Raw genomic sequence first — 20,967 nt, forward strand, 5'->3', positions numbered from 1 at the left:
ACAGACACTGGAAGGACAACCATGGAAGCCAGGGCCCAGGCGCGGTACATCCGCGTTACGCCCATGAAGGCCCGCCGAGTGGTGGACCTTATCCGTGGCATGGATGCCACGGAGGCTCAGGCGGTCCTGCGTTTCGCCCCGCAGGCCGCGAGCGTGCCGGTCGGCAAGGTGCTTGACAGCGCCATTGCCAACGCCGCGCACAACTACGACCACACCGACGCCGACAGCCTCTTCATCTCCGAGGCGTACGTCGACGAGGGTCCGACCCTGAAGCGGTTCCGTCCGCGCGCCCAGGGCCGTGCCTACCGGATCCGCAAGCGGACCAGCCACATCACCGTGGTCGTCAGCAGCAAGGAAGGAACCCGGTAATGGGCCAGAAGGTTAACCCGCATGGGTTCCGGCTCGGCATCACCACGGACTTCAAGTCCCGCTGGTACGCCGACAAGCTGTACAAGGACTACGTCAAGGAAGACGTCGCCATCCGTCGGATGATGACGTCCGGCATGGAGCGCGCCGGCATCTCGAAGGTTGAGATCGAGCGCACCCGTGACCGCGTGCGGGTGGACATCCACACCGCGCGTCCCGGCATCGTCATCGGCCGCCGTGGCGCCGAGGCCGACCGCATCCGCGGTGACCTCGAGAAGCTCACGGGCAAGCAGGTCCAGCTGAACATCCTCGAGGTCAAGAGCCCCGAGACCGACGCTCAGCTGGTTGCTCAGGCCGTTGCCGAGCAGCTGTCCTCCCGCGTCTCCTTCCGTCGCGCCATGCGTAAGAGCATGCAGGGCACGATGAAGGCCGGCGCCAAGGGCATCAAGATCCAGTGTGGTGGCCGTCTCGGCGGCGCCGAGATGTCCCGCTCGGAGTTCTACCGCGAGGGCCGTGTGCCCCTGCACACGCTCCGCGCGAACGTGGACTACGGCTTCTTCGAGGCCAAGACGACCTTCGGCCGTATCGGCGTGAAGGTCTGGATCTACAAGGGCGACGTCAAGAACATCGCCGAGGTTCGCGCCGAGAACGCCGCTGCCCGTGCCGGCAACCGCCCGGCCCGTGGCGGCAACGACCGCCCGGCCGGCCGTGGTGGCCGTGGTGGCGAGCGTGGCGGTCGCGGTCGTAAGCCGCAGCAGGCTCCCGCTGCCGAGGCCCCCAAGGCCGAGGCTCCGGCTGCCGCTCCGGCTGAGAGCACCGGAACGGAGGCCTGACCGACATGCTGATCCCCCGCAGGGTCAAGCACCGCAAGCAGCACCACCCGAAGCGCCGTGGTCAGGCCAAGGGCGGTACGCAGGTTTCGTTCGGCGAGTACGGCATTCAGGCCCTCACGCCGGCGTACGTGACGAACCGCCAGATCGAGGCCGCGCGTATCGCGATGACCCGCCACATCAAGCGTGGCGGCAAGGTCTGGATCAACATCTACCCGGACCGCCCGCTCACGAAGAAGCCCGCCGAGACCCGCATGGGTTCCGGTAAGGGTTCCCCCGAGTGGTGGGTCGCGAACGTGCACCCGGGCCGGGTCATGTTCGAACTGTCCTACCCCAACGAGAAGATCGCCCGTGAGGCCCTCACTCGCGCAGCCCACAAGCTGCCGATGAAGTGCCGGATCGTCAAGCGCGAGGCAGGTGAAGCGTGATGTCGGCCGGTACCAAGGCGTCCGAGCTGCGCGAACTGGGTGACGAGGAGCTTCTCGCGAAGCTCCGCGAAGCCAAGGAAGAGCTGTTCAACCTCCGTTTCCAGGCGGCGACCGGTCAGCTCGAGAACCACGGTCGGCTCAAGGCCGTCCGCAAGGACATCGCGCGGATCTACACCCTGATGCGTGAGCGCGAGCTGGGCATCGAGACGGTGGAGAGCGCCTGATGAGCGAGAGCAACGTGACTGAGCAGAAGACCGACCGCGGTTTCCGCAAGACCCGCGAGGGTCTGGTCGTCAGCGACAAGATGGACAAGACCGTCGTCGTCGCTGTCGAGGACCGCGTGAAGCACGCGCTGTACGGCAAGGTCATCCGCCGTACGAACAAGCTCAAGGCCCACGACGAGCAGAACGCCGCCGGCGTCGGCGACCGCGTCCTCCTGATGGAGACCCGGCCGCTGTCCTCGACGAAGCGCTGGCGCATCGTCGAGATCCTCGAGAAGGCCAAGTAATTACCTGAGGGGTATCCCTCAGGTTCGTTCCGCCAGGCTCGGGGCGGGACCGTCCTAGACGGTCCCGCCCCGGGAACCGGCAGACAATCAGGAGATAGACGTGATCCAGCAGGAGTCGCGACTGCGTGTCGCCGACAACACTGGTGCGAAGGAAATCCTTTGCATCCGTGTGCTCGGTGGCTCCGGTCGCCGCTACGCGGGCATCGGTGACGTCATCGTCGCCACCGTCAAGGACGCGATCCCCGGCGGCAACGTGAAGAAGGGTGACGTCGTCAAGGCTGTCATCGTTCGCACCGTCAAGGAGCGCCGCCGTCCGGACGGCTCGTACATCCGCTTCGACGAGAACGCCGCCGTCATTCTGAAGAACGACGGCGACCCTCGTGGCACCCGTATCTTCGGCCCTGTCGGCCGTGAGCTGCGCGAGAAGAAGTTCATGAAGATCATCTCGCTCGCGCCGGAGGTGCTGTAAGCATGAAGATCAAGAAGGGCGACCTGGTTCAGGTCATCACCGGTAAGGACAAGGGCAAGCAGGGCAAGGTCATTGCCGCTTACCCGCGCGACGAGCGCGTCCTGGTCGAGGGTGTCAACCGGGTCAAGAAGCACACGAAGGCCGGCCCGACCGCCAAGGGTTCGCAGGCCGGTGGCATCGTCACGACCGAGGCGCCCGTCCACGTCTCCAACGTCCAGCTGGTCGTTGAGAAGGACGGCAACAAGGTCGTCACGCGCGTCGGTTACCGCTTCGACGACGAGGGCAACAAGATCCGCGTTGCCAAGCGGACGGGTGAGGACATCTGATGGCTACCACCACCACTCCGCGTCTCAAGACGAAGTACCGCGAGGAGATCGCGGGCAAGCTGCAGGAAGAGTTCTCGTACGAGAACGTCATGCAGACCCCGGGTCTCGTCAAGATTGTGGTCAACATGGGTGTCGGCGACGCCGCCCGTGACTCGAAGCTCATGGACGGTGCCGTCCGTGACCTGACCACCATCACCGGTCAGAAGCCGGCCATCACCAAGGCCCGCAAGTCCATCGCGCAGTTCAAGCTGCGTGAAGGTCAGCCGATCGGCGCCCACGTCACGCTCCGTGGCGACCGCATGTGGGAGTTCCTGGACCGCACCCTGTCGCTCGCGCTTCCGCGCATCCGCGACTTCCGTGGTCTGTCCCCCAAGCAGTTCGACGGCCGTGGCAACTACACCTTCGGTCTCACGGAGCAGGTCATGTTCCACGAGATCGACCAGGACAAGATCGACCGCACCCGGGGTATGGACATCACCGTGGTGACCACGGCGACCAACGACGCTGAGGGCCGCGCCCTTCTCCGTCACCTCGGCTTCCCCTTCAAGGAGGCGTAAGCGAGATGGCGAAGAAGGCTCTGATTGCCAAGGCTGCTCGTAAGCCCAAGTTCGGTGTGCGTGGCTACACGCGCTGCCAGCGCTGCGGTCGTCCGCACTCCGTGTACCGCAAGTTCGGCCTGTGCCGCGTCTGCCTTCGTGAGATGGCTCACCGTGGCGAGCTGCCGGGCGTGACCAAGAGCTCCTGGTAGTCCCTGTAATTCAGGGATCCAGGACTCTCGGTAAGCAAAGGGCTCTGTCAGGTGCCCACCTCTCCATGCCTTAGGCTAGGAGGGTTGGGCGCCTGACGCCCGTACGACTTACTACGCCGTAGGTCCCCGCACCGCACCCGTCCCGCCCATGAGTGGGGAGAGGGATGGCGCATACAGGAAACCCCGGCGAGAGAGGCCGAAGGCCAATTCATGACCATGACTGATCCGATCGCGGACATGCTTACGCGTCTGCGTAACGCGAACTCGGCGTACCACGACACCGTGGGGATGCCGCACAGCAAGATCAAGTCGCACATCGCGGAGATCCTCCAGCAGGAGGGCTTCATCACGGGCTGGAAGGTCGAGGACGCCGAGGTCGGCAAGAACCTCGTTCTCGAGCTGAAGTTCGGCCCGAACCGTGAGCGCTCCATCGCGGGCATCAAGCGGATCTCCAAGCCCGGTCTCCGGGTTTACGCGAAGTCCACCAACCTGCCCAAGGTGCTGGGCGGCCTCGGCGTGGCGATCATCTCCACGTCGCACGGGCTCCTCACCGACAAGCAGGCCGGCAAGAAGGGCGTAGGCGGAGAAGTTCTCGCCTACGTCTGGTAACGGAAGGGAACGGAGGAAACAGCTATGTCGCGTATTGGCAAGCTCCCCATCACGGTTCCCGCCGGCGTGGACGTCACCATCGACGGCCGTACGGTTGCGGTGAAGGGTCCCAAGGGCACCCTCTCTCACACCATTGCGGCGCCGATCGAGATCGCTAAGGGCGAGGACGGCGTTCTGAACGTCACCCGCCCGAACGACGAGCGTCAGAACAAGGCCCTCCACGGCCTGTCCCGCACGCTGGTGGCGAACATGATCACCGGCGTGACCGAGGGTTACGTGAAGAAGCTCGAGATCAGCGGTGTCGGTTACCGCGTCCTGGCGAAGGGCTCCAACCTGGAGTTCTCGCTCGGCTACAGCCACTCGATCACCGTCGAGGCCCCCGAGGGCATCACCTTCAAGGTGGAAGCCCCCACCCGTTTCTCGGTCGAGGGCATCGACAAGCAGAAGGTCGGCGAGGTTGCGGCCAACATCCGCAAGCTGCGCAAGCCCGACCCGTACAAGGCCAAGGGCGTCAAGTACGAAGGCGAAGTCATCCGCCGCAAGGTCGGAAAGGCGGGTAAGTAAGCCATGGCATACGGTGTCAAGATTGCTAAGGGCGACGCTTACAAGCGTGCTGCCATCAAGCGTCGTCACATCCGGATCCGTAAGCACATCTCGGGTACGGCTGAGCGTCCGCGCCTGGTCGTGACGCGCTCCAACCGCCACATCGTGGCCCAGGTCATCGACGACGTTAAGGGTCACACCCTCGCGTCGGCGTCGACCCTGGACACGACGATCCGCGGCGGCGAGAGCGACAAGTCGGCTCAGGCCAAGTCGGTCGGCGCCCTTGTCGCCGAGCGCGCCAAGGCCGCCGGTGTCGAGGCTGTCGTATTCGACCGTGGTGGAAACCAGTACGCCGGGCGCATTGCCGCCCTGGCGGACGCCGCCCGCGAAGCCGGACTCAAGTTCTGAGTCGGTTCCGTAGCTAGCGGAAACAGAGAGAGGTAATTCCAATGGCTGGACCCCAGCGCCGCGGTGGCGGTGCCGGTGGCGGCGAGCGGCGGGACCGGAAGGGCCGTGACGGCGGCGCAGCTGCTGCCGAGAAGACCGCGTACGTTGAGCGCGTTGTCGCGATCAACCGCGTCGCCAAGGTTGTGAAGGGTGGTCGTCGCTTCAGCTTCACCGCGCTGGTCGTGGTGGGCGATGGTGACGGCACCGTCGGTGTCGGTTACGGCAAGGCCAAGGAGGTGCCGGCCGCGATCGCCAAGGGTGTTGAAGAGGCCAAGAAGCACTTCTTCAAGGTCCCCCGTATCCAGGGCACCATCCCGCACCCGATCACGGGCGAGAAGGCCGCGGGCGTCGTCCTGCTCAAGCCTGCTTCCCCCGGTACCGGCGTTATCGCCGGTGGCCCGGTGCGTGCAGTGCTCGAGTGCGCCGGCGTTCACGACATCCTGTCGAAGTCGCTCGGCTCGTCCAACGCGATCAACATCGTGCACGCGACCGTGGCGGCCCTCAAGGGCCTGCAGCGTCCCGAGGAGATCGCGGCTCGCCGTGGTCTGCCCCTCGAGGACGTCGCCCCCGCGGCTCTCCTTCGTGCACGTGCCGGGGCGGGTGCGTAATGGCTCGCCTCAAGGTCACGCAGACGAAGTCGTACATCGGCAGCAAGCAGAACCACCGTGACACCCTGCGCTCCCTTGGTCTCAAGGGCATCAACACGCAGGTCGTCAAGGAGGACCGCCCCGAGTTCCGCGGAATGGTTCACACCGTCCGCCACCTCGTGACGGTCGAGGAGGTCGACTGATCATGGCGGAAAACAACCCGCTCAAGATCCACAACCTCCGTCCCGCCCCGGGCGCCAAGACCGCCAAGACCCGTGTTGGTCGTGGTGAGGCGTCGAAGGGTAAGACGGCTGGTCGTGGTACCAAGGGCACGAAGGCCCGCTACCAGGTTCCGGAGCGCTTCGAGGGTGGCCAGATGCCCCTCCACATGCGTCTTCCGAAGCTGAAGGGCTTCCGTAACCCGTTCAAGACCGAGTTCCAGGTCGTGAACCTCGACAAGCTGGGCGCGCTGTACCCGGAGGGTGGCGAGGTCACCGTCGAGGGTCTCGTCGCCAAGGGTGCCGTTCGCAAGAACAGCCTCGTCAAGGTCCTCGGCCAGGGCGAGATCTCCGTGGCGCTGCAGGTGACGGTCGACGCCGTCTCCGGCTCCGCCAAGGAGAAGATCACCGCCGCCGGCGGTACCGTCACCGAGCTCGTCTGATTTCAGTAGGCGTCTCGATGACCTGAGCGATCCCGACCGGGGATGCCCCACAAAAGGGGCATCCCCGGTTGGTCGTTCCTAGGGGGGCAGTGTCGCCGGTAAGGTGGCCTGCACTGTTGATTTTCGTCCGGCGTGCCTCAAGGGAACTCCGGACGGGCTTTGACTGTTGGTTAGCTGTCAGTCATCCGTCGAACCTCAAGACCGTCACCCTCTGACGCAGTAGCGCGGGGGTCGCAGGAGGCACCGTGCTCACCGCGTTCGCCCGGGCGTTCAAGACGCCCGACCTGCGCAAGAAGCTCCTCTTCACGCTCGGCATCATCGTGGTCTACCGGGTCGGTACCCACGTTCCGATCCCCGGCGTGGACTACAAGAATGTCCAGTCGTGCATGGACATGGCCGACACGAACCGCGGGCTGTTCAGCCTGATCAACATGTTCAGTGGCGGCGCGCTGCTGCAGATCACGATCTTCGCGCTCGGCATCATGCCCTACATCACGGCGAGCATCATTCTCCAGCTGCTCACCGTGGTGATCCCGCGACTGGAAGCCCTCAAGAAGGAGGGCTCGGCCGGTACGGCGAAGATCACGCAGTACACCCGTTATCTGACGGTCGCGCTCGCCATCCTGCAGGGCACCGGCCTGGTGGCCACCGCCCGCAGCGGCGCCCTGTTCTCGGGCTGCCCCGTGGCCAACCAGATCGTCCCGGACCAGTCGATCTTCACCACGATCACGATGGTCGTCACGATGACCGCCGGTACCTGTGTCGTCATGTGGCTCGGTGAGCTCATCACCGACCGCGGCATCGGCAACGGCATGTCGATCCTCATGTTCATCTCGATCGCCGCGACCTTCCCGAGCGCCCTGTGGACCGTCAAGATCCAGGGCAAGCTGGCCGGTGGCTGGATCGAGTTCGGCACGGTGATCGCCGTGGGTCTGTGCATGGTCGGCCTGGTGGTCTTCGTCGAGCAGGCGCAGCGCCGGATTCCGGTTCAGTACGCGAAGCGCATGATCGGCCGCCGTTCCTACGGTGGCACCTCGACCTACATTCCGCTGAAGGTCAACCAGGCAGGTGTGATCCCTGTCATCTTCGCCTCGTCGCTGCTCTACATTCCGAGCCTGATCGCCCAGTTCTCGAAGAGCGATTCCGGGTGGAAGACGTGGGTCACGAACAACCTGACCAAGGGTGACCACCCGATTTACATCACCATGTACTTCCTTCTGATCGTTTTCTTCGCGTTCTTCTACGTGGCGATCTCGTTCAACCCCGAGGAAGTCGCCGACAACATGAAGAAGTATGGTGGCTTCATCCCGGGCATCCGGGCTGGCCGGCCGACCGCTGAGTACCTCAGCTACGTACTCAACCGGATCACCTGGCCGGGTTCGCTGTATCTCGGAGTGATCGCCCTCGTGCCGACAGTGGCGTTGGTTGGTTTCAACGCAAACCAGAACTTCCCGTTCGGTGGTACCAGCATCCTCATCATCGTGGGTGTCGGCCTCGAGACGGTGAAGCAGATCGAGAGCCAGCTTCAGCAGCGCAATTACGAAGGGTTCCTCCGCTGATGCGAATCGTCCTCGTCGGGCCGCCCGGTGCCGGGAAGGGAACGCAGGCCGCGTTCCTCGCCAAGAATCTGGCGATCCCGCACATCTCAACGGGCGACCTGTTCCGCGCCAACATCTCTCAGCAGACGGAGCTCGGCAAGCTGGCGAAGTCCTACATGGACAAGGGCGAACTGGTACCGGACGAGGTCACCATCGCCATGGCCAAGGACCGCATGGAGCAGCCCGACGCGGAGAACGGCTTCCTGCTCGACGGCTTCCCGCGCAACGTCTCGCAGGCCGAGGCGCTCGACGAGATGCTGAGCACCGAGGGCATGAAGCTGGACGCGGTGCTGGACCTGGAGGTCCCCGAGGACGAGGTGGTCCGCCGTATCGCGGGCCGTCGCATCTGCCGCAACGACTCGGCGCACGTCTTCCACGTGTCGTACAAGGCGCCGAAGCAGGAAGGCGTCTGTGACGTCTGCGGCGGCGAGCTGTACCAGCGTGACGACGACTCCGAGGAGACCGTCCGTACGCGGCTGGAGGTCTACCACACGCAGACCGAGCCGATCATCGACTATTACCGGTCCCAGAGCCTGGTCGTCACGATCCCGGCGCTCGGCAAGGTCGAAGAGGTCACGGCGCGCGCGATGGGGGCTCTGGCCCGCGAGGACGCCTAGTCCCTGCGGTCCGTCCCGTGACGCACGCGTGTCGCGGGGGAGCGTGAAGCAGTACGTCGCATCGGCCGCGGCACCCTCTCCGGGTGCCGCGGCCGACGTGCGAGGCAAGGGGTCCAGGACCCCGGGCGGGGTGGGACCAGTCCCCCGTATCGTTGGAGTAGTCCGTCGTTCCGGTCCAGAAAGGCCGCAGCCACCATGGTGCAGATCAAGAGCCCCGAGCAGATCGCCAAGATGCGTGAGGCCGGGCTGGTCGTCGCGGCCATTCATGCGGCCACGCGGGAAGTCGCCGTACCCGGTGCGACGACCCGGGATCTGGACGAGGTCGCGCGCAAGGTGCTCGCCGAGCACGGCGCCAAGTCGAACTTCCTCGGGTACGGCGGTTTCCCCGCGACGATCTGCACCTCGGCCAACGAGGTCGTCGTCCACGGCATCCCGGACGACAAGACCGTCCTGAAGGACGGCGACATCATCTCCATCGACGCCGGCGCGATCGTGGACGGCTGGCACGGCGACGCCGCCTACACCGCGTTCGTGGGCTCCGGCCACGCTCCTGAGCTGATCGAGCTCTCCCGGGTGACCGAGGAGTCGATGTGGGCGGGTATCGCGGCCATGAAGCAGGGCAACCGGCTGGTGGACGTCTCGCGGGCCATCGAGACCTACATCCGCCGCCAGCCGAAGCCGGGCGGCGGCAAGTACGGGATCATCGAGGACTTCGGCGGCCACGGCATCGGCACCGAGATGCACATGGACCCGCACCTGCTGAACTACGTCGAGCGGAAGCGGGGGAAGGGGCCGAAGCTGGTCCCCGGGTTCTGCCTCGCGATCGAGCCGATGGTGTCGCTCGGCACACCGCGGACCGAGACGCTCGAGGACGACTGGACCGTGATCACCACGGACGGGACCTGGTCCTCGCACTGGGAGCACTCCGTGGCCCTGACCGAGGAAGGGCCGCTGGTTCTCACGGCGCCCGACTGCGGCAGGGCGAAGCTCGCCGAGCACGGCGTCACGGCGGCGCCCGATCCCCTCGCGGGCTGAAGCACCGACGTCGTCCGGACGGGCCGAGCGCGGCCCGATGCCCTCGCGGGTCGAAGCGTCACCCGCGGAGGGCTTCCGCAAGATCTCTTAAGATCGATCTTGCGTTCGAATTCTTTTCTCGCTTCTTCCCCTCCCGTCACTCCGCCGACCGTACGACCGGTCAGCCCTGCCCCTCGCGCATACCGCGTCGACGGGTGGGGCATCGTCATGAATGGCGGAGGTGGCCAGAGACGAATTCGTCTTTCCGGGAGCCCTGACGTAGACTGACTCGTCGGCTCTCGTGCACCCGCATGTCTGCATGCGCTCGCACGAAGTCGATCAAGGTAGTCGATTCGAAGGGCAGAGCGTGGCCAAGAAGCAAGGTGCCATCGAGATCGAGGGCACTGTCGTTGAGTCTCTTCCGAACGCGATGTTCAAGGTGGAGCTCCAGAACGGCCACCAGGTCCTGGCGCACATCAGCGGCAAGATGCGCATGCACTACATCCGCATCCTCCCTGACGACCGGGTCGTGGTGGAGTTGTCTCCGTACGACCTGACGCGCGGCCGGATCGTCTACCGCTACAAGTAGATCTTGCCTTGCTCCGTGTCCCGGTCCCGGGACACGGGGGGTGGCACTGACCCGGAGAACCTCACCTAATGAAGGTCAAGCCGAGCGTCAAGAAGATCTGCGACAAGTGCAGGGTGATCCGCCGTCACGGTCGGGTCATGGTCATCTGCGAAAACCCGCGCCACAAGCAGCGCCAGGGCTGACGCACGACCGCACCTTCTGCACCCGCAGATACTTCGCGCGACGCAAGCAGTACATGTTCATACGCAGGATCCAGGGCTGAGTCTCATCAGGCCTGACACCCCCGGTCGGAGGCCGGGGACCCGGTTCGTACCGAATGCTCGATCCCTTGGATCAGAGGACGACGGCGGGCGGGATCCGGTTCTGCGGAAGACCTCCGAACGACAACTGGAGCCATTGAATGGCACGCGTTTCCGGTGTTGACATCCCGCGCGAAAAGCGTGTGGAGGTCGCCCTCACCTACGTGTTCGGCATCGGCCGGACGCTTTCCCAGCTGACGCTGGCCGAGACTGGCGTGAACCCCAACACGCGCGTTCGTGACCTCTCCGAGGAGGAGCTGGTCAAGATCCGCGAGTACGTGGACGCCAACATCAAGACCGAGGGTGACCTCCGTCGCGAGATCCAGGGCGACATTCGCCGCAAGATCGAGATCGGCTGCTACCAGGGCATCCGCCACCGTCGTGGCCTGCCCGTGCACGGTCAGCGCACCAGCACGAACGCTCGTACCCGCAAGGGCCCGCGTCGCGCCATCGCCGGTAAGAAGAAGCCGGGCAAGAAGTAGTCCTCAGCGGACAACGCTTCATCAGCGGTCTTCGCTGTAGGACCGACCACCTCCCCGTAGGAGAAATAGATGCCCCCCAAGGGTCGTCAGGGCGCTGCCAAGAAGGTGCGCCGCAAGGAAAAGAAGAACGTCGCTCACGGGCACGCTCACATCAAGAGCACGTTCAACAACACGATCGTCTCGATCACGGACCCCTCGGGCAACGTGATCTCCTGGGCCTCCGCCGGCCACGTCGGCTTCAAGGGCTCGCGCAAGTCCACCCCCTTCGCCGCGCAGATGGCCGCCGAGTCGGCCGCCCGTCGCGCGCAGGAGCACGGCATGCGCAAGGTCGATGTCTTCGTGAAGGGCCCGGGCTCCGGTCGCGAGACCGCGATCCGCTCCCTCCAGGCCACTGGCCTCGAGGTCGGCTCCATCCAGGACGTCACCCCCACCCCGCACAACGGCTGCCGTCCGCCGAAGCGCCGCCGCGTCTGACGCACGGCCGCTCGGTCGTCGTCCTCGACGGCCTTGTGTCGGTTTGAGGATTCCGGGCGGTACGGCTCCGTAAAAGGGCCGTATCGCCCGTACCCTTGCTGTACCCGGCCTCTCGCGAGGCGCGGTTCCGTCGGGCGTCAAATAGCGGGCGTCCACGAAAAAAAGGATTGATCCACACATGCTGATCGCTCAGCGTCCCTCGTTGACCGAAGAGGTCGTCGACGAATTCCGCTCCCGGTTCGTGATCGAGCCGCTGGAGCCGGGCTTCGGCTACACCCTCGGCAACTCCCTGCGCCGCACCCTCCTCTCGTCGATCCCCGGCGCTGCTGTCACCAGCATCCGCGTCGACGGTGTCCTGCACGAGTTCACCACCGTGCCGGGCGTCAAGGAGGACGTCACCGACCTGATCCTCAACATCAAGCAGCTGGTCGTCTCCTCGGAGCACGACGAGCCGGTCGTGATGTACCTGCGCAAGCAGGGCCCGGGTCTGGTCACCGCCGCCGACATCGCGCCCCCGGCCGGTGTCGAGGTCCACAACCCCGACCTCGTCCTCGCCACGCTCAACGGCAAGGGCAAGCTGGAGATGGAGCTGACCGTCGAGCGCGGTCGCGGCTACGTCTCCGCCGTCCAGAACAAGCAGGTCGGTCAGGAGATCGGGCGCATCCCGGTCGACTCGATCTACTCGCCGGTGCTGAAGGTCACGTACAAGGTCGAGGCGACCCGTGTCGAGCAGCGCACCGACTTCGACAAGCTGATCGTCGACGTCGAGACCAAGCAGGCCATGCGTCCCCGTGACGCCATGGCGTCGGCCGGTAAGACCCTGGTCGAGCTGTTCGGTCTGGCCCGCGAGCTCAACATCGACGCCGAGGGCATCGACATGGGCCCGTCCCCCACGGACGCCGCCCTCGCCGCTGATCTCGCGCTGCCGATCGAGGAGCTGGAGCTCACGGTCCGCTCGTACAACTGCCTCAAGCGTGAGGGCATCCACTCCGTGGGTGAGCTCGTCGCCCGCTCCGAGGCCGACCTCCTGGACATCCGCAACTTCGGTGCGAAGTCCATCGACGAGGTCAAGGCGAAGCTGGCCGGCATGGGCCTGGCCCTCAAGGACAGCCCGCCCGGATTCGACCCGACCGCCGCCGCCGACGCCTTCGGCGCCGACGACGACGCGGACGCGGGTTTCGTGGAGACCGAGCAGTACTGAGCCAGTACTGGGACGCCTTCCGTCCTCCGGGGTCCTTCGGGACCCCGGATCTTCGACGGGCAATCGCCCGCTCGGACACTGACCTCGGTACCTGATACGGCCGGGGCAGACACCTAGGAGAAACCATGCCGAAGCCCGCCAAGGGTGCCCGTCTGGGCGGCAGCGCCGCGCACGAGAAGCTGCTCCTCGCGAACCTCGCGAAGTCGCTCTTCGAGCACGGCCGCATCACCACCACCGAGGCCAAGGCCCGTCGCCTGCGTCCCTACGCGGAGCGTCTGGTCACCAAGGCGAAGAAGGGTGACCTTCACAACCGCCGTCAGGTGCTCTCGGTGATCACGGACAAGAGCATCGTGCACACGCTCTTCACCGAGATCGGCCCGCGCTACGAGAACCGCCCGGGTGGCTACACCCGTATCACCAAGATCGGTAACCGCCGTGGCGACAACGCGCCCATGGCTGTCATCGAGCTGGTGGAGGCCCTGACCGTGGCCCAGCAGGCCACCGGTGAGGCCGAGGCTGCCACGAAGCGTGCCGCCAAGGAGACCGAGGCTCCGGCCAAGGTCGAGGACACCAAGGTCGAGGACGCCGTCGAGGCTCCCGCCGAGGAGTCGAAGGACGCCTGAGGCACTGCCTCGCTGTGAGCGGGTCCGTCCCTTCGGGGGCGGGCCCGCTTTCGCGTTGCCGGGGAGGAACCCGGGCTTGAGAGGATCTAGGTGTGAGTGACGAAGCGGAGCCCGGGTTCGTACGGGTGCGGTTGGACCTGTCGTACGACGGGAGCGAGTTCTCCGGGTGGGCCAAGCAGGCCGGGGGGCGCAGGACCGTTCAGGGGGAGATCGAGGACGCGCTCCGGACGGTGACGCGGACGAAGGACACGACGTACGAGCTGACCGTGGCCGGGCGGACCGACGCCGGGGTGCACGCGCGCGGGCAGGTGGCACACGTCGACCTCCCCGAGGAGCTGTGGGAGGAGCATCGGGAGAAGCTGCTGAAGCGGCTCGCCGGGCGCCTCGCGAAGGACGTGCGGGTGTGGTCCCTCACCGAGGCGCCGGCCGGGTTCAACGCGCGGTTCTCGGCGATCTGGCGGCGCTACGCCTATCGCGTCACCGACGAACCGGGCGGCGTCGACCCGCTGCTGCGCAGTCATGTCCTGTGGCACGACTGGCCGTTGGACGTCGACGCCATGAACCAGGCGGCCGAACGGCTGCTGGGGGAGCACGACTTCGCCGCGTACTGCAAGAAGCGCGAGGGCGCGACGACCATCCGCACGCTCCAGCAACTGAGCCTCGTGCGGGGTGAGGACGGCGTCATCACCGCCACCGTGCGGGCCGACGCCTTCTGCCACAACATGGTGCGGTCGCTGATCGGGGCCCTGCTGTTCGTGGGGGACGGGCACCGCGGCCCCGACTGGCCGGGGAAGGTGCTCGCCGCCGGCGTACGGGATTCGGCCGTCCATGTCGTACGGCCGCACGGCCTGACGCTCGAGGAAGTCGGTTACCCCGCGGACGAGTTGCTCGCCGCGCGGAACAAGGAGGCGCGGAACCGGCGGACGTTGCCGGGTGCGGCCGGATGCGAGACCTGCTAGCGGCGGTCCCCGCGGCCGGGGTGCTGCTGCAACTGTCGTGCTCCGGCAGCGGCTTGCCGGTACGCGGAGGATGGTGCGCGTCCGGGACGCGCTGAGGATCGTGCGCGTCCGGGGCGCGGGCGGTGCGGGGCGCGGGCTGTGCGGGGCGGCGGCCGGTGTTCCGGGCCGCCGCCCGGTGCCGCTACTGGTTGGCCGCGGCCGACGCCTGGGCCTCGCCCCGGCGGCGGATCTGGCGGAACGCGAACTCGGCGAGGTCGTCGCCGGTCGTGAACACCTGGGTGTCCTTCGTCGTCACGTCCTTGCCGCCGGTGAAGCCGGCGAGGGTGAAGTAGGCGTAACGCCCGTAGGAGTTGGTCGTCGAACGGCAGACGGCCGAGTCGCAGAACGACTTGAGGCCGTTGCCGGCGAGTGACGCGATGATGCTGCGCTTGTCCGCGTCGGCCTTGGCCTTGGACGCCTTGGCCTCGGTGTCGAACACCGCGACGCCGACCGTCACCGCCACGCCGTCCTTGGAGTAGGTGACCCGGAGGAAGCGGGTGCAGCCGTCCTTCTTCAGGACCGCCGGGAGGGTGCCCTTCGCGGCCGAGGCGCAGTTCTTCGTGTCGGCCGTCGGCCCCTTGCGGTAGACGCGGTCGCCCATGGTGAGCTGCGTCCCGGGGAAGAGGATGTCCGGACTCAGCGGTGCCGTGTCCTTCTGCGCGCTGGCTATGAACTGCTTCGGATCCAGCGGCGGCGGAGCCGAGGTCGGCTCGAAGGACGGTGCCGGCGCCGTGGAGCTCGGGATGTCCGCGGTGGCGGGCAGATTGGACGGCTGGTTCGAGGCCTGGTTGTTCCCGTTAGCGTTGACGACGGCCATGGCGACGGCCGCGCCGACCGCGACGGTGGCCAGTGCTCCGCCCACGATGAACAGCACCTTGCGGCGCTTGTTGCGCGTTTCGGAAGCCTCCGCCAGTGCGGCCCAGTCGGGATTCCCGCTGGATCGCTGACTGCCCCACTGGGGCTCCTGCTGAGAACCCGGCTTCCAGGGATCCCACGGGGGCTGCCCCTGCCCACCCTGCCCATAACTCATGCGCCGCATCTTAGACGGGCGTTGGGGGGTGCCGTTCCGCTCCGCCGGTCACTTGAGCCCCTAGCGTGATCTGAAGGCGCAGGGGCAAAAGTGACATCTCCGGGTGGTTGGTACGTCGGGCCTCCTGGCGCGTGTGGGAGGCGTCCTGTGCGGTGCTGTGCGCGCATGTCACAGGGGTCGCGCGCGGCACCTCGGAGGCGGGACCGACAACGCGATCGTCGTCCGGGCCGCGCGCACCTGGCCGGACGGTGGCTCGCACCCGGCCGGACGGCGGCTCGCTCTGCTGCCGGCCGTGGCGTCCGGCGGGGCGGTGCTGCTGATGCCGGATCCTGCGGGGTTCGTCACACGGACGCCGCCGTACCCCGGTTCGGCGGCCCCGCGGGCCCTGGTCCCGGCCGGCTCCGGTGCCGCGGGTGCCCGGCGCCGACCGGCCCTGGCTGGCGCCGGTGAGCCGACGTTCCCTCCGGGACTGCTTTACCCTGTCTGTATTGACTGCATCGGTGGCGCTTCGGCACCCCCGTCATCTGCCGCTCGTCGGCCCCGACCACTTTGTCGCTCCGCGACAGGGACGACGGGCGGCGAGGGTGTGAGCACTCGCGTTTTGACCCTTGCGGGGCACCGCGGGTAAGCTTGCAGTTCGTTATGTGTATTGGCTTGCTCATTCTCACGTGAGGGGCCCTTACACCGGTCCACCGGGGCTGATGACCAGCGACCAGCACGCGGTATGCGTCACCGCAGTGCGGTCAGGGCTGTCGTGATCGTCCGTGGTGGCCATGTCAGGACCCACTCACTGAAGAAGCGAAGGCTACGACCGTGCGTACGTACAGCCCCAAGCCCGGCGACATCACTCGCCAGTGGTACGTCATCGACGCCCAGGATGTCGTCCTGGGCCGTCTGGCGACCACTGCTGCGAACATTCTGCGCGGCAAGCACAAGCCGATCTACGCGCCCCACGTCGACGCTGGTGACTTCGTCATCATCATCAACGCCGACAAGGTGCACCTCTCCGGCAACAAGAAGACCCAGAAGCTGGCGTACCGCCACTCCGGTTACCCGGGTGGTCTGCGCTCCGTCCGTTACGACGAGCTGCTGGCGAAGAACCCCGAGAAGGCTGTCGAGAAGGCCATCAAGGGCATGGTTCCCAAGAACACCCTGGGCCGTCAGGTGCTCTCGAAGCTGAAGGTCTACGCGGGCGAGAACCACCCGCACGCTGCGCAGCAGCCGGTCCCGTTCGAGATCACCCAGGTCGCGCAGTAGTTCCGGCCACCCCCTAAGACGAAAAAGAATCTGAGGAGAATCGTGGCCGAGACCACCGTTGAGCAGCCGGTCGAAGAGACTGAGCTCGTCGACATCGAGAACTACACCACCGAGTCCGAGGTCCCCGTCGAGGGCGAGTACACCTCGGAGTCCCTCGCCGGCCGCTTCGGCGACCCGCAGCCGGCCGCCGGCCTGGGCCGTCGCAAGAACGCCATCGCCCGCGTCCGGATCGTCCCGGGCACCGGCAAGTGGAAGATCAACGGTCGCACCCTTGAGGACTACTTCCCCAACAAGGTGCACCAGCAGGAAGTCAACGAGCCCTTCAAGGTGCTCGAGCTCGACAACCGCTACGACGTCATCGCCCGCATCTCGGGTGGCGGCGTCTCGGGTCAGGCCGGTGCCCTGCGCCTCGGCGTCGCCCGTGCGCTGAACGAGGCCGACGTGGACAACAACCGCGGCGCCCTCAAGAAGGCCGGCTTCCTCAAGCGCGACGACCGTGCGGTCGAGCGCAAGAAGGCCGGTCTCAAGAAGGCCCGTAAGGCTCCGCAGTACAGCAAGCGTTAATCTTCGCTGCTTGCTTCTGCGCGTCAGTACGCGTAGCTCCGAACGCCCCGGCGGCACGCCACAGTGCCGCCGGGGCGTTCGTTTATCACAGTGGTTGGGCGTATAACGGCACAAGGTGCTCAAAGGCTCATGTGATCGGATGACCTCCGTATTCTCGGGGGACTTCCGTACTCTGAAGCTTTCTCAGGAGGACAAGTGGGACGACTCTTCGGCACGGACGGCGTGCGCGGTGTCGCCAACGCGGATCTGACGGCCGAGCTCGCGCTCGGGCTCTCCGTGGCAGCGGCACACGTACTCGCCGAGGCGGGCACGTTCGAAGGCCACCGGCCCGTGGCCGTGGTCGGGCGGGATCCGCGCGCGTCCGGGGAGTTCCTGGAGGCCGCCGTGGTCGCCGGCCTCGCCAGTGCCGGCGTGGACGTCCTGCGCGTCGGTGTGCTGCCCACCCCGGCGGTGGCCCACCTCACCGGAGTGCTGGGCGCCGACCTCGGTGTGATGCTCTCGGCCAGCCACAACGCCATGCCGGACAACGGCATCAAGTTCTTCGCCCGCGGCGGGCACAAGCTCGCCGACGAGCTGGAGGACCGGATCGAGGGCGTCTACGAGGAGCACCGCACCGGCGCTCCCTGGGAACGTCCGACCGGCGCCGGCGTCGGCCGGGTGAACTCCTACGACCAGGGCTTCGACCAGTACGTCGCCCACCTCATCGGGGTCCTCCCGAACCGCCTCGACGGTCTGAAGGTCGTCCTCGACGAGGCGCACGGCGCGGCCGCCCGTGTCTCGCCCGAGGCCTTCACGCGGGCCGGCGCCGAGATCATCACGATCGGCGCGGCGCCCGACGGGCTCAACATCAACGACGGCTGCGGCTCCACCCACCTGGAGCTCCTCAAGGCCGCCGTCGTCGAGCACGGCGCCGACCTCGGCATCGCGCACGACGGCGACGCCGACCGCTGCCTCGCGGTGGACCACACGGGCGACGAGATCGACGGCGACCAGATCCTGGCCGTCCTCGCGCTGGCGATGCGAGAGCGTTCCGCACTGCGCTCCGGCACCGTTGTCGCGACGGTCATGTCCAACCTGGGCTTCAAGCTCGCCATGGAGCGCGAGGGCCTCGCCCTCGTCCAGACGGCGGTCGGCGACCGCTACGTCCTGGAGGAGATGAAGCGGCACGGCTACGCCCTCGGCGGCGAGCAGTCCGGACACGTCATCATCCTCGACCACGCCACCACCGGCGACGGCACGCTGACCGGCCTGCTCCTCGCCGCCCGCGTCGCCCAGAGCGGCCGTACGCTCCGGGACCTCGCCTCGGTCATGGAGCGGCTGCCGCAGGTCCTCATCAACGTGCCCGACGTCGACCGGTCGCGAGTGAAGACCTCCGCCGAACTGGCCACCGCGGTGGCCGACGCCGAGCGTGAACTCGGCACCACCGGACGGGTGCTGCTGCGCCCCTCCGGCACCGAGCCGCTCGTCCGCGTGATGGTCGAGGCCGCCGACATCGACCACGCCCGGTCGGTGGCCGCGCGGCTGGCCGACGCCGTGAAGTCGGCGCTCGGCTAGTCTCTCCGCCTGAATCCGTGAGGCCCGGCACCCCTGGGGTGCCGGGCCTCACGGCTGTCTTCGGCGGGTGACCTCGCCGGGCCGCCTGTTACCGGGCGGGTTCCGGCCGGGCGACCTGGCGCTTGCGCTGCATCGCCCAGAACCACTTCTGGGCGAGCAGCGTGAGCGTGCCGGCGACCACGATGCCGAGCAGGTTGAACAGCAGCTGCTTGGTGGATCCCCAGGTCTGGGCGTAGTCCGTGTAGCTGAGGGCCACGGCGGCGTTCGCGGCGGCCGGGACCGTGGTCACCGAGATCGCGACGCCGATCAGGGCGCCCGACTTGGCGGACGTGAGGGACAGCGTCCCGGCGATCCCGGCGAGGAACGCCACCACGAACGACATCCAGTCCGGCTTCCAGATGAACGCCGTGTTCGGCCGGTCCGCCTCGACCATGGACTTCTCGAACAGCCCGAAGACGTCCATCAGCCAGCTGAAGCCCGCGGTGATGACCATCGCCGCCGCGAAACCGGCGAGCAGCGCCCACAGCGACCGCCACACCAGCTGCGGGGCGCGCTGCACCAGCGCGGTGCAGATGCCGGCCAGCGGCCCGAACTCCGGCCCCACGGCCATCGCGCCGACGATCAGGATCGCGTTGTCGAGCATCACACCGCAGGCCGCCAGCATCGTGGCCACGGTGAGGAACGCGAGATAGGTGACGTTGAGCGTCGACTCCTCGTGCGTCGCGTCCCTCAACTGCTCCCACAGCACCGCGTCCGCGCCCTCGCCGGGCGCCTCCTCCTCCGCCTCGTCGGCCCGCTTCGACAGTGACAGGTCGATGGTCTCGACGGCGATCGAACCGGTCCGGTCGAGCCCCGACTCCCGTAGGGCGCCGATGAGTTCGTCGCCCGCCTCGCGCGCGACGTCGCACATCACGACATCGCCCGCCGGATTGCGGGCGGCACCCGGGATCACGACGAGGTGCGTGGTGCCGACCGTCTTCTCGATCAGGCGTACCACGTCGTCGGTCCGGTCGGCGGGAGTGATCAGTCGCAGGTGCAGCATGGGGCGCAGAGTAGTCGTATGGACGGGGCGGCCGTACGGCGGTTCCGGCCCGGGCGGGCGTGAGGGACCGCCATGGAGGACGCCTGTGTGGGGACTACAGCTTGCGCAGGCTCAGGCGCTGCACCTTGTGGTCCGGGCCCTTGCGCACGACGAGGGTCGCCCGGCCCCGGGTGGGGGCCACGTTCTCCAGCAGGTTGGGCTTGTTGATGGTGCGCCAGGTCGTGCGGGCGTAGTCGAGGGCTTCCTCCTCCGAGACCTGGGTGTACTTGCGGAAGTACGAGTCGGGCTTCTGGAAGGCGGTCGCGCGGAGCTTGCGGAAGCGGTTCAGGTACCAGCGCTCGATGTCCTCGGGGCGGGCGTCGACGTACACGCTGAAGTCGAAGTAGTCCGCGAGGCCGACGCGGGTGCGGCCGTCCTTGCCGGGCAGGGCCGGCTGCAGCACGTTCAGGCCTTCGACGATGAGGATGTCGGGGCGGCGGACCGTGAGCCGGTCGCCGGGCACGATGTCGTAGATCAGATGCGAGTAGACGGGGGCCGTCACCTCGCCCTTGCCCGCCTTGATGTCGGCGACGAACCGGGTCAGGGCCCGGCGGTCGTACGACTCGGGGAAGCCCTTGCGGGACATCAGCCCGCGCGCCTCGAGCTCCTTGGTGGGGAGCAGGAAGCCGTCCGTGGTGACCAGCTCGACCCGGGGGTGCTCGGGCCAGCGGGAGAGCAGCGCCTGGAGCAGTCGGGCGACGGTGGACTTGCCGACGGCCACGGAACCCGCGACGCCTATGACGAACGGTGTGCCGGACTGCGAGCCCTTCTCACCGAGGAAGGTGTTCAGAGCGCCTCGGAGTCCGTCCGTGGCGCCGACGTACAGATTCAGCAGTCTGGACAGCGGCAGATAGATGTCCCGCACCTCGTCGAGGTCGATGACATCGCCCAGACCGCGCAGCTTCTCGACCTCCTCGGCGTTCAGCGGGAGCGGCGTCTTTTCGCGCAGCGCGCTCCACTCGGCACGGGTGAGGTCGACGTAGGGAGTCGCCTCCGGCTTGGACCGGTGGGCGCTCCGCGGCAACGAGGAGACCGGAGAGATCACAGTCCATTGTTACGGGAGT

At 67.0% G+C, this 20,967-nt stretch carries 31 protein-coding genes; 28 read left to right on the forward strand and 3 right to left on the reverse strand.

Annotated features, from left to right (window positions below; all coding sequences use genetic code 11):
* The first annotated feature begins 21 nt into the window (after positions 1-21).
* The 25 genes from rplV (at position 22) to truA (ending at position 14,378) form a co-directional block, all read left to right on the forward strand.
* Positions 22-369 (forward strand): 50S ribosomal protein L22, encoded by a 348-nt coding sequence (gene rplV / locus OG788_RS27035; RefSeq protein WP_003974262.1) that lies wholly within the window; start codon positions 22-24, stop codon positions 367-369.
* Complete coding sequence (gene rpsC / locus OG788_RS27040; protein WP_266761750.1) at positions 369-1,199, forward strand: 30S ribosomal protein S3; 831 nt, start codon at positions 369-371, stop codon at positions 1,197-1,199. Before rplV ends, rpsC begins: the two co-directional genes overlap by 1 nt.
* Before the next feature lie 5 nt (positions 1,200-1,204).
* Positions 1,205-1,624 carry a 50S ribosomal protein L16 gene (gene rplP / locus OG788_RS27045; protein ID WP_099500627.1) on the forward strand — a complete coding sequence of 140 codons (420 nt, stop codon included), beginning with the start codon at positions 1,205-1,207 and terminating at the stop codon, positions 1,622-1,624.
* Positions 1,624-1,848 (forward strand): 50S ribosomal protein L29, encoded by a 225-nt coding sequence (rpmC, locus tag OG788_RS27050; RefSeq protein ID WP_003998824.1) that lies wholly within the window; start codon positions 1,624-1,626, stop codon positions 1,846-1,848. Before rplP ends, rpmC begins: the two co-directional genes overlap by 1 nt.
* Positions 1,848-2,132 (forward strand): 30S ribosomal protein S17, encoded by a 285-nt coding sequence (gene rpsQ / locus OG788_RS27055; RefSeq protein ID WP_266761752.1) that lies wholly within the window; start codon positions 1,848-1,850, stop codon positions 2,130-2,132. The genes rpmC and rpsQ overlap by 1 nt, the downstream gene beginning before the upstream one ends.
* 100 nt (positions 2,133-2,232) lie before the next feature.
* Positions 2,233-2,601 carry a 50S ribosomal protein L14 gene (rplN, locus tag OG788_RS27060; protein ID WP_003998823.1) on the forward strand — a complete coding sequence of 123 codons (369 nt, stop codon included), beginning with the start codon at positions 2,233-2,235 and terminating at the stop codon, positions 2,599-2,601.
* A gap of 2 nt (positions 2,602-2,603) precedes the next feature.
* Positions 2,604-2,927 carry a 50S ribosomal protein L24 gene (gene rplX, locus OG788_RS27065; protein ID WP_007494760.1) on the forward strand — a complete coding sequence of 108 codons (324 nt, stop codon included), beginning with the start codon at positions 2,604-2,606 and terminating at the stop codon, positions 2,925-2,927.
* Positions 2,927-3,484 carry a 50S ribosomal protein L5 gene (rplE, locus tag OG788_RS27070; protein ID WP_153289112.1) on the forward strand — a complete coding sequence of 186 codons (558 nt, stop codon included), beginning with the start codon at positions 2,927-2,929 and terminating at the stop codon, positions 3,482-3,484. Before rplX ends, rplE begins: the two co-directional genes overlap by 1 nt.
* Before the next feature lie 5 nt (positions 3,485-3,489).
* Positions 3,490-3,675, forward strand: coding sequence for a type Z 30S ribosomal protein S14 (locus OG788_RS27075; protein WP_003948630.1), 186 nt, complete (start codon positions 3,490-3,492; stop codon positions 3,673-3,675).
* A 210-nt stretch (positions 3,676-3,885) separates the two neighbouring features.
* A complete protein-coding gene (rpsH, locus tag OG788_RS27080) occupies positions 3,886-4,284 on the forward strand; it encodes a 30S ribosomal protein S8 (RefSeq protein WP_010986352.1) in 399 nt (132 codons plus the stop codon).
* 24 nt (positions 4,285-4,308) lie between these two features.
* Positions 4,309-4,848 carry a 50S ribosomal protein L6 gene (rplF, locus tag OG788_RS27085; protein WP_266761757.1) on the forward strand — a complete coding sequence of 180 codons (540 nt, stop codon included), beginning with the start codon at positions 4,309-4,311 and terminating at the stop codon, positions 4,846-4,848.
* A gap of 3 nt (positions 4,849-4,851) precedes the next feature.
* Complete coding sequence (rplR, locus tag OG788_RS27090; RefSeq protein WP_010986354.1) at positions 4,852-5,235, forward strand: 50S ribosomal protein L18; 384 nt, start codon at positions 4,852-4,854, stop codon at positions 5,233-5,235.
* A gap of 41 nt (positions 5,236-5,276) precedes the next feature.
* Entirely contained in the window at positions 5,277-5,882 is a 606-nt protein-coding gene (rpsE, locus tag OG788_RS27095) for a 30S ribosomal protein S5 (protein ID WP_037694140.1), read from the forward strand.
* Positions 5,882-6,064 (forward strand): 50S ribosomal protein L30, encoded by a 183-nt coding sequence (gene rpmD / locus OG788_RS27100; RefSeq protein WP_055553514.1) that lies wholly within the window; start codon positions 5,882-5,884, stop codon positions 6,062-6,064. The genes rpsE and rpmD overlap by 1 nt, the downstream gene beginning before the upstream one ends.
* 2 nt (positions 6,065-6,066) lie before the next feature.
* Positions 6,067-6,522: a 50S ribosomal protein L15 gene (rplO, locus tag OG788_RS27105; RefSeq protein WP_189190330.1), complete on the forward strand. Its 456-nt coding sequence runs from the start codon at positions 6,067-6,069 to the stop codon at positions 6,520-6,522.
* Positions 6,523-6,767: 245 nt separating this feature from the next.
* Complete coding sequence (gene secY / locus OG788_RS27110; RefSeq protein ID WP_356755680.1) at positions 6,768-8,081, forward strand: preprotein translocase subunit SecY; 1,314 nt, start codon at positions 6,768-6,770, stop codon at positions 8,079-8,081.
* A complete protein-coding gene (locus OG788_RS27115) occupies positions 8,081-8,737 on the forward strand; it encodes an adenylate kinase (protein ID WP_326786057.1) in 657 nt (218 codons plus the stop codon). The genes secY and OG788_RS27115 overlap by 1 nt, the downstream gene beginning before the upstream one ends.
* 195 nt (positions 8,738-8,932) lie before the next feature.
* Complete coding sequence (map, locus tag OG788_RS27120; RefSeq protein WP_406374031.1) at positions 8,933-9,772, forward strand: type I methionyl aminopeptidase; 840 nt, start codon at positions 8,933-8,935, stop codon at positions 9,770-9,772.
* A 346-nt stretch (positions 9,773-10,118) separates the two neighbouring features.
* Positions 10,119-10,340, forward strand: coding sequence for a translation initiation factor IF-1 (gene infA / locus OG788_RS27125; RefSeq protein WP_003948620.1), 222 nt, complete (start codon positions 10,119-10,121; stop codon positions 10,338-10,340).
* A 68-nt stretch (positions 10,341-10,408) separates the two neighbouring features.
* Positions 10,409-10,522, forward strand: coding sequence for a 50S ribosomal protein L36 (rpmJ, locus tag OG788_RS27130; RefSeq protein ID WP_003998809.1), 114 nt, complete (start codon positions 10,409-10,411; stop codon positions 10,520-10,522).
* 218 nt (positions 10,523-10,740) lie between these two features.
* Positions 10,741-11,121, forward strand: coding sequence for a 30S ribosomal protein S13 (rpsM, locus tag OG788_RS27135; protein WP_081218901.1), 381 nt, complete (start codon positions 10,741-10,743; stop codon positions 11,119-11,121).
* A gap of 69 nt (positions 11,122-11,190) precedes the next feature.
* Positions 11,191-11,595: a 30S ribosomal protein S11 gene (gene rpsK / locus OG788_RS27140; protein ID WP_003956432.1), complete on the forward strand. Its 405-nt coding sequence runs from the start codon at positions 11,191-11,193 to the stop codon at positions 11,593-11,595.
* 178 nt (positions 11,596-11,773) lie between these two features.
* Positions 11,774-12,796: a DNA-directed RNA polymerase subunit alpha gene (locus OG788_RS27145; protein ID WP_053661878.1), complete on the forward strand. Its 1,023-nt coding sequence runs from the start codon at positions 11,774-11,776 to the stop codon at positions 12,794-12,796.
* 125 nt (positions 12,797-12,921) lie between these two features.
* Positions 12,922-13,419 carry a 50S ribosomal protein L17 gene (gene rplQ, locus OG788_RS27150; RefSeq protein ID WP_356755684.1) on the forward strand — a complete coding sequence of 166 codons (498 nt, stop codon included), beginning with the start codon at positions 12,922-12,924 and terminating at the stop codon, positions 13,417-13,419.
* Positions 13,420-13,511: 92 nt separating this feature from the next.
* Entirely contained in the window at positions 13,512-14,378 is an 867-nt protein-coding gene (gene truA / locus OG788_RS27155) for a tRNA pseudouridine(38-40) synthase TruA (RefSeq protein ID WP_356755686.1), read from the forward strand.
* A gap of 181 nt (positions 14,379-14,559) precedes the next feature.
* Here the strand turns inward: truA and OG788_RS27160 are convergent, their stop codons facing one another.
* Entirely contained in the window at positions 14,560-15,447 is an 888-nt protein-coding gene (locus OG788_RS27160; protein ID WP_406374034.1) for a hypothetical protein, read from the reverse strand.
* 813 nt (positions 15,448-16,260) lie between these two features.
* Between OG788_RS27160 and rplM the strand changes: the two genes are divergently transcribed.
* The 3 genes from rplM (at position 16,261) to glmM (ending at position 18,822) form a co-directional block, all read left to right on the forward strand.
* Positions 16,261-16,704, forward strand: a complete 444-nt coding sequence (gene rplM / locus OG788_RS27165; protein ID WP_168529673.1) for a 50S ribosomal protein L13 — start codon at positions 16,261-16,263, stop codon at positions 16,702-16,704.
* Positions 16,705-16,746: 42 nt separating this feature from the next.
* The gene (rpsI, locus tag OG788_RS27170) at positions 16,747-17,268 is read left to right on the forward strand and encodes a 30S ribosomal protein S9 (protein ID WP_037626952.1); all 522 of its coding nucleotides are present in this window, start codon (positions 16,747-16,749) and stop codon (positions 17,266-17,268) included.
* 195 nt (positions 17,269-17,463) lie between these two features.
* Complete coding sequence (gene glmM, locus OG788_RS27175) at positions 17,464-18,822, forward strand: phosphoglucosamine mutase (RefSeq protein ID WP_351537885.1); 1,359 nt, start codon at positions 17,464-17,466, stop codon at positions 18,820-18,822.
* Positions 18,823-18,910: 88 nt separating this feature from the next.
* On the opposite strand, the gene OG788_RS27180 is transcribed toward glmM, so the two are convergent.
* Together OG788_RS27180 and coaA are read right to left on the reverse strand one after the other, a co-directional pair.
* Positions 18,911-19,864 carry a DUF389 domain-containing protein gene (locus OG788_RS27180; protein ID WP_406374036.1) on the reverse strand — a complete coding sequence of 318 codons (954 nt, stop codon included), beginning with the start codon at positions 19,862-19,864 and terminating at the stop codon, positions 18,911-18,913.
* 94 nt (positions 19,865-19,958) lie between these two features.
* Positions 19,959-20,948 (reverse strand): type I pantothenate kinase, encoded by a 990-nt coding sequence (gene coaA, locus OG788_RS27185; RefSeq protein WP_266761778.1) that lies wholly within the window; start codon positions 20,946-20,948, stop codon positions 19,959-19,961.
* Between the last annotated feature and the right edge of the window lie 19 nt (positions 20,949-20,967).

It is taken from the genome of Streptomyces sp. NBC_00647, from assembly GCF_045207245.1.
GTDB lineage: Bacteria > Actinomycetota > Actinomycetes > Streptomycetales > Streptomycetaceae > Streptomyces.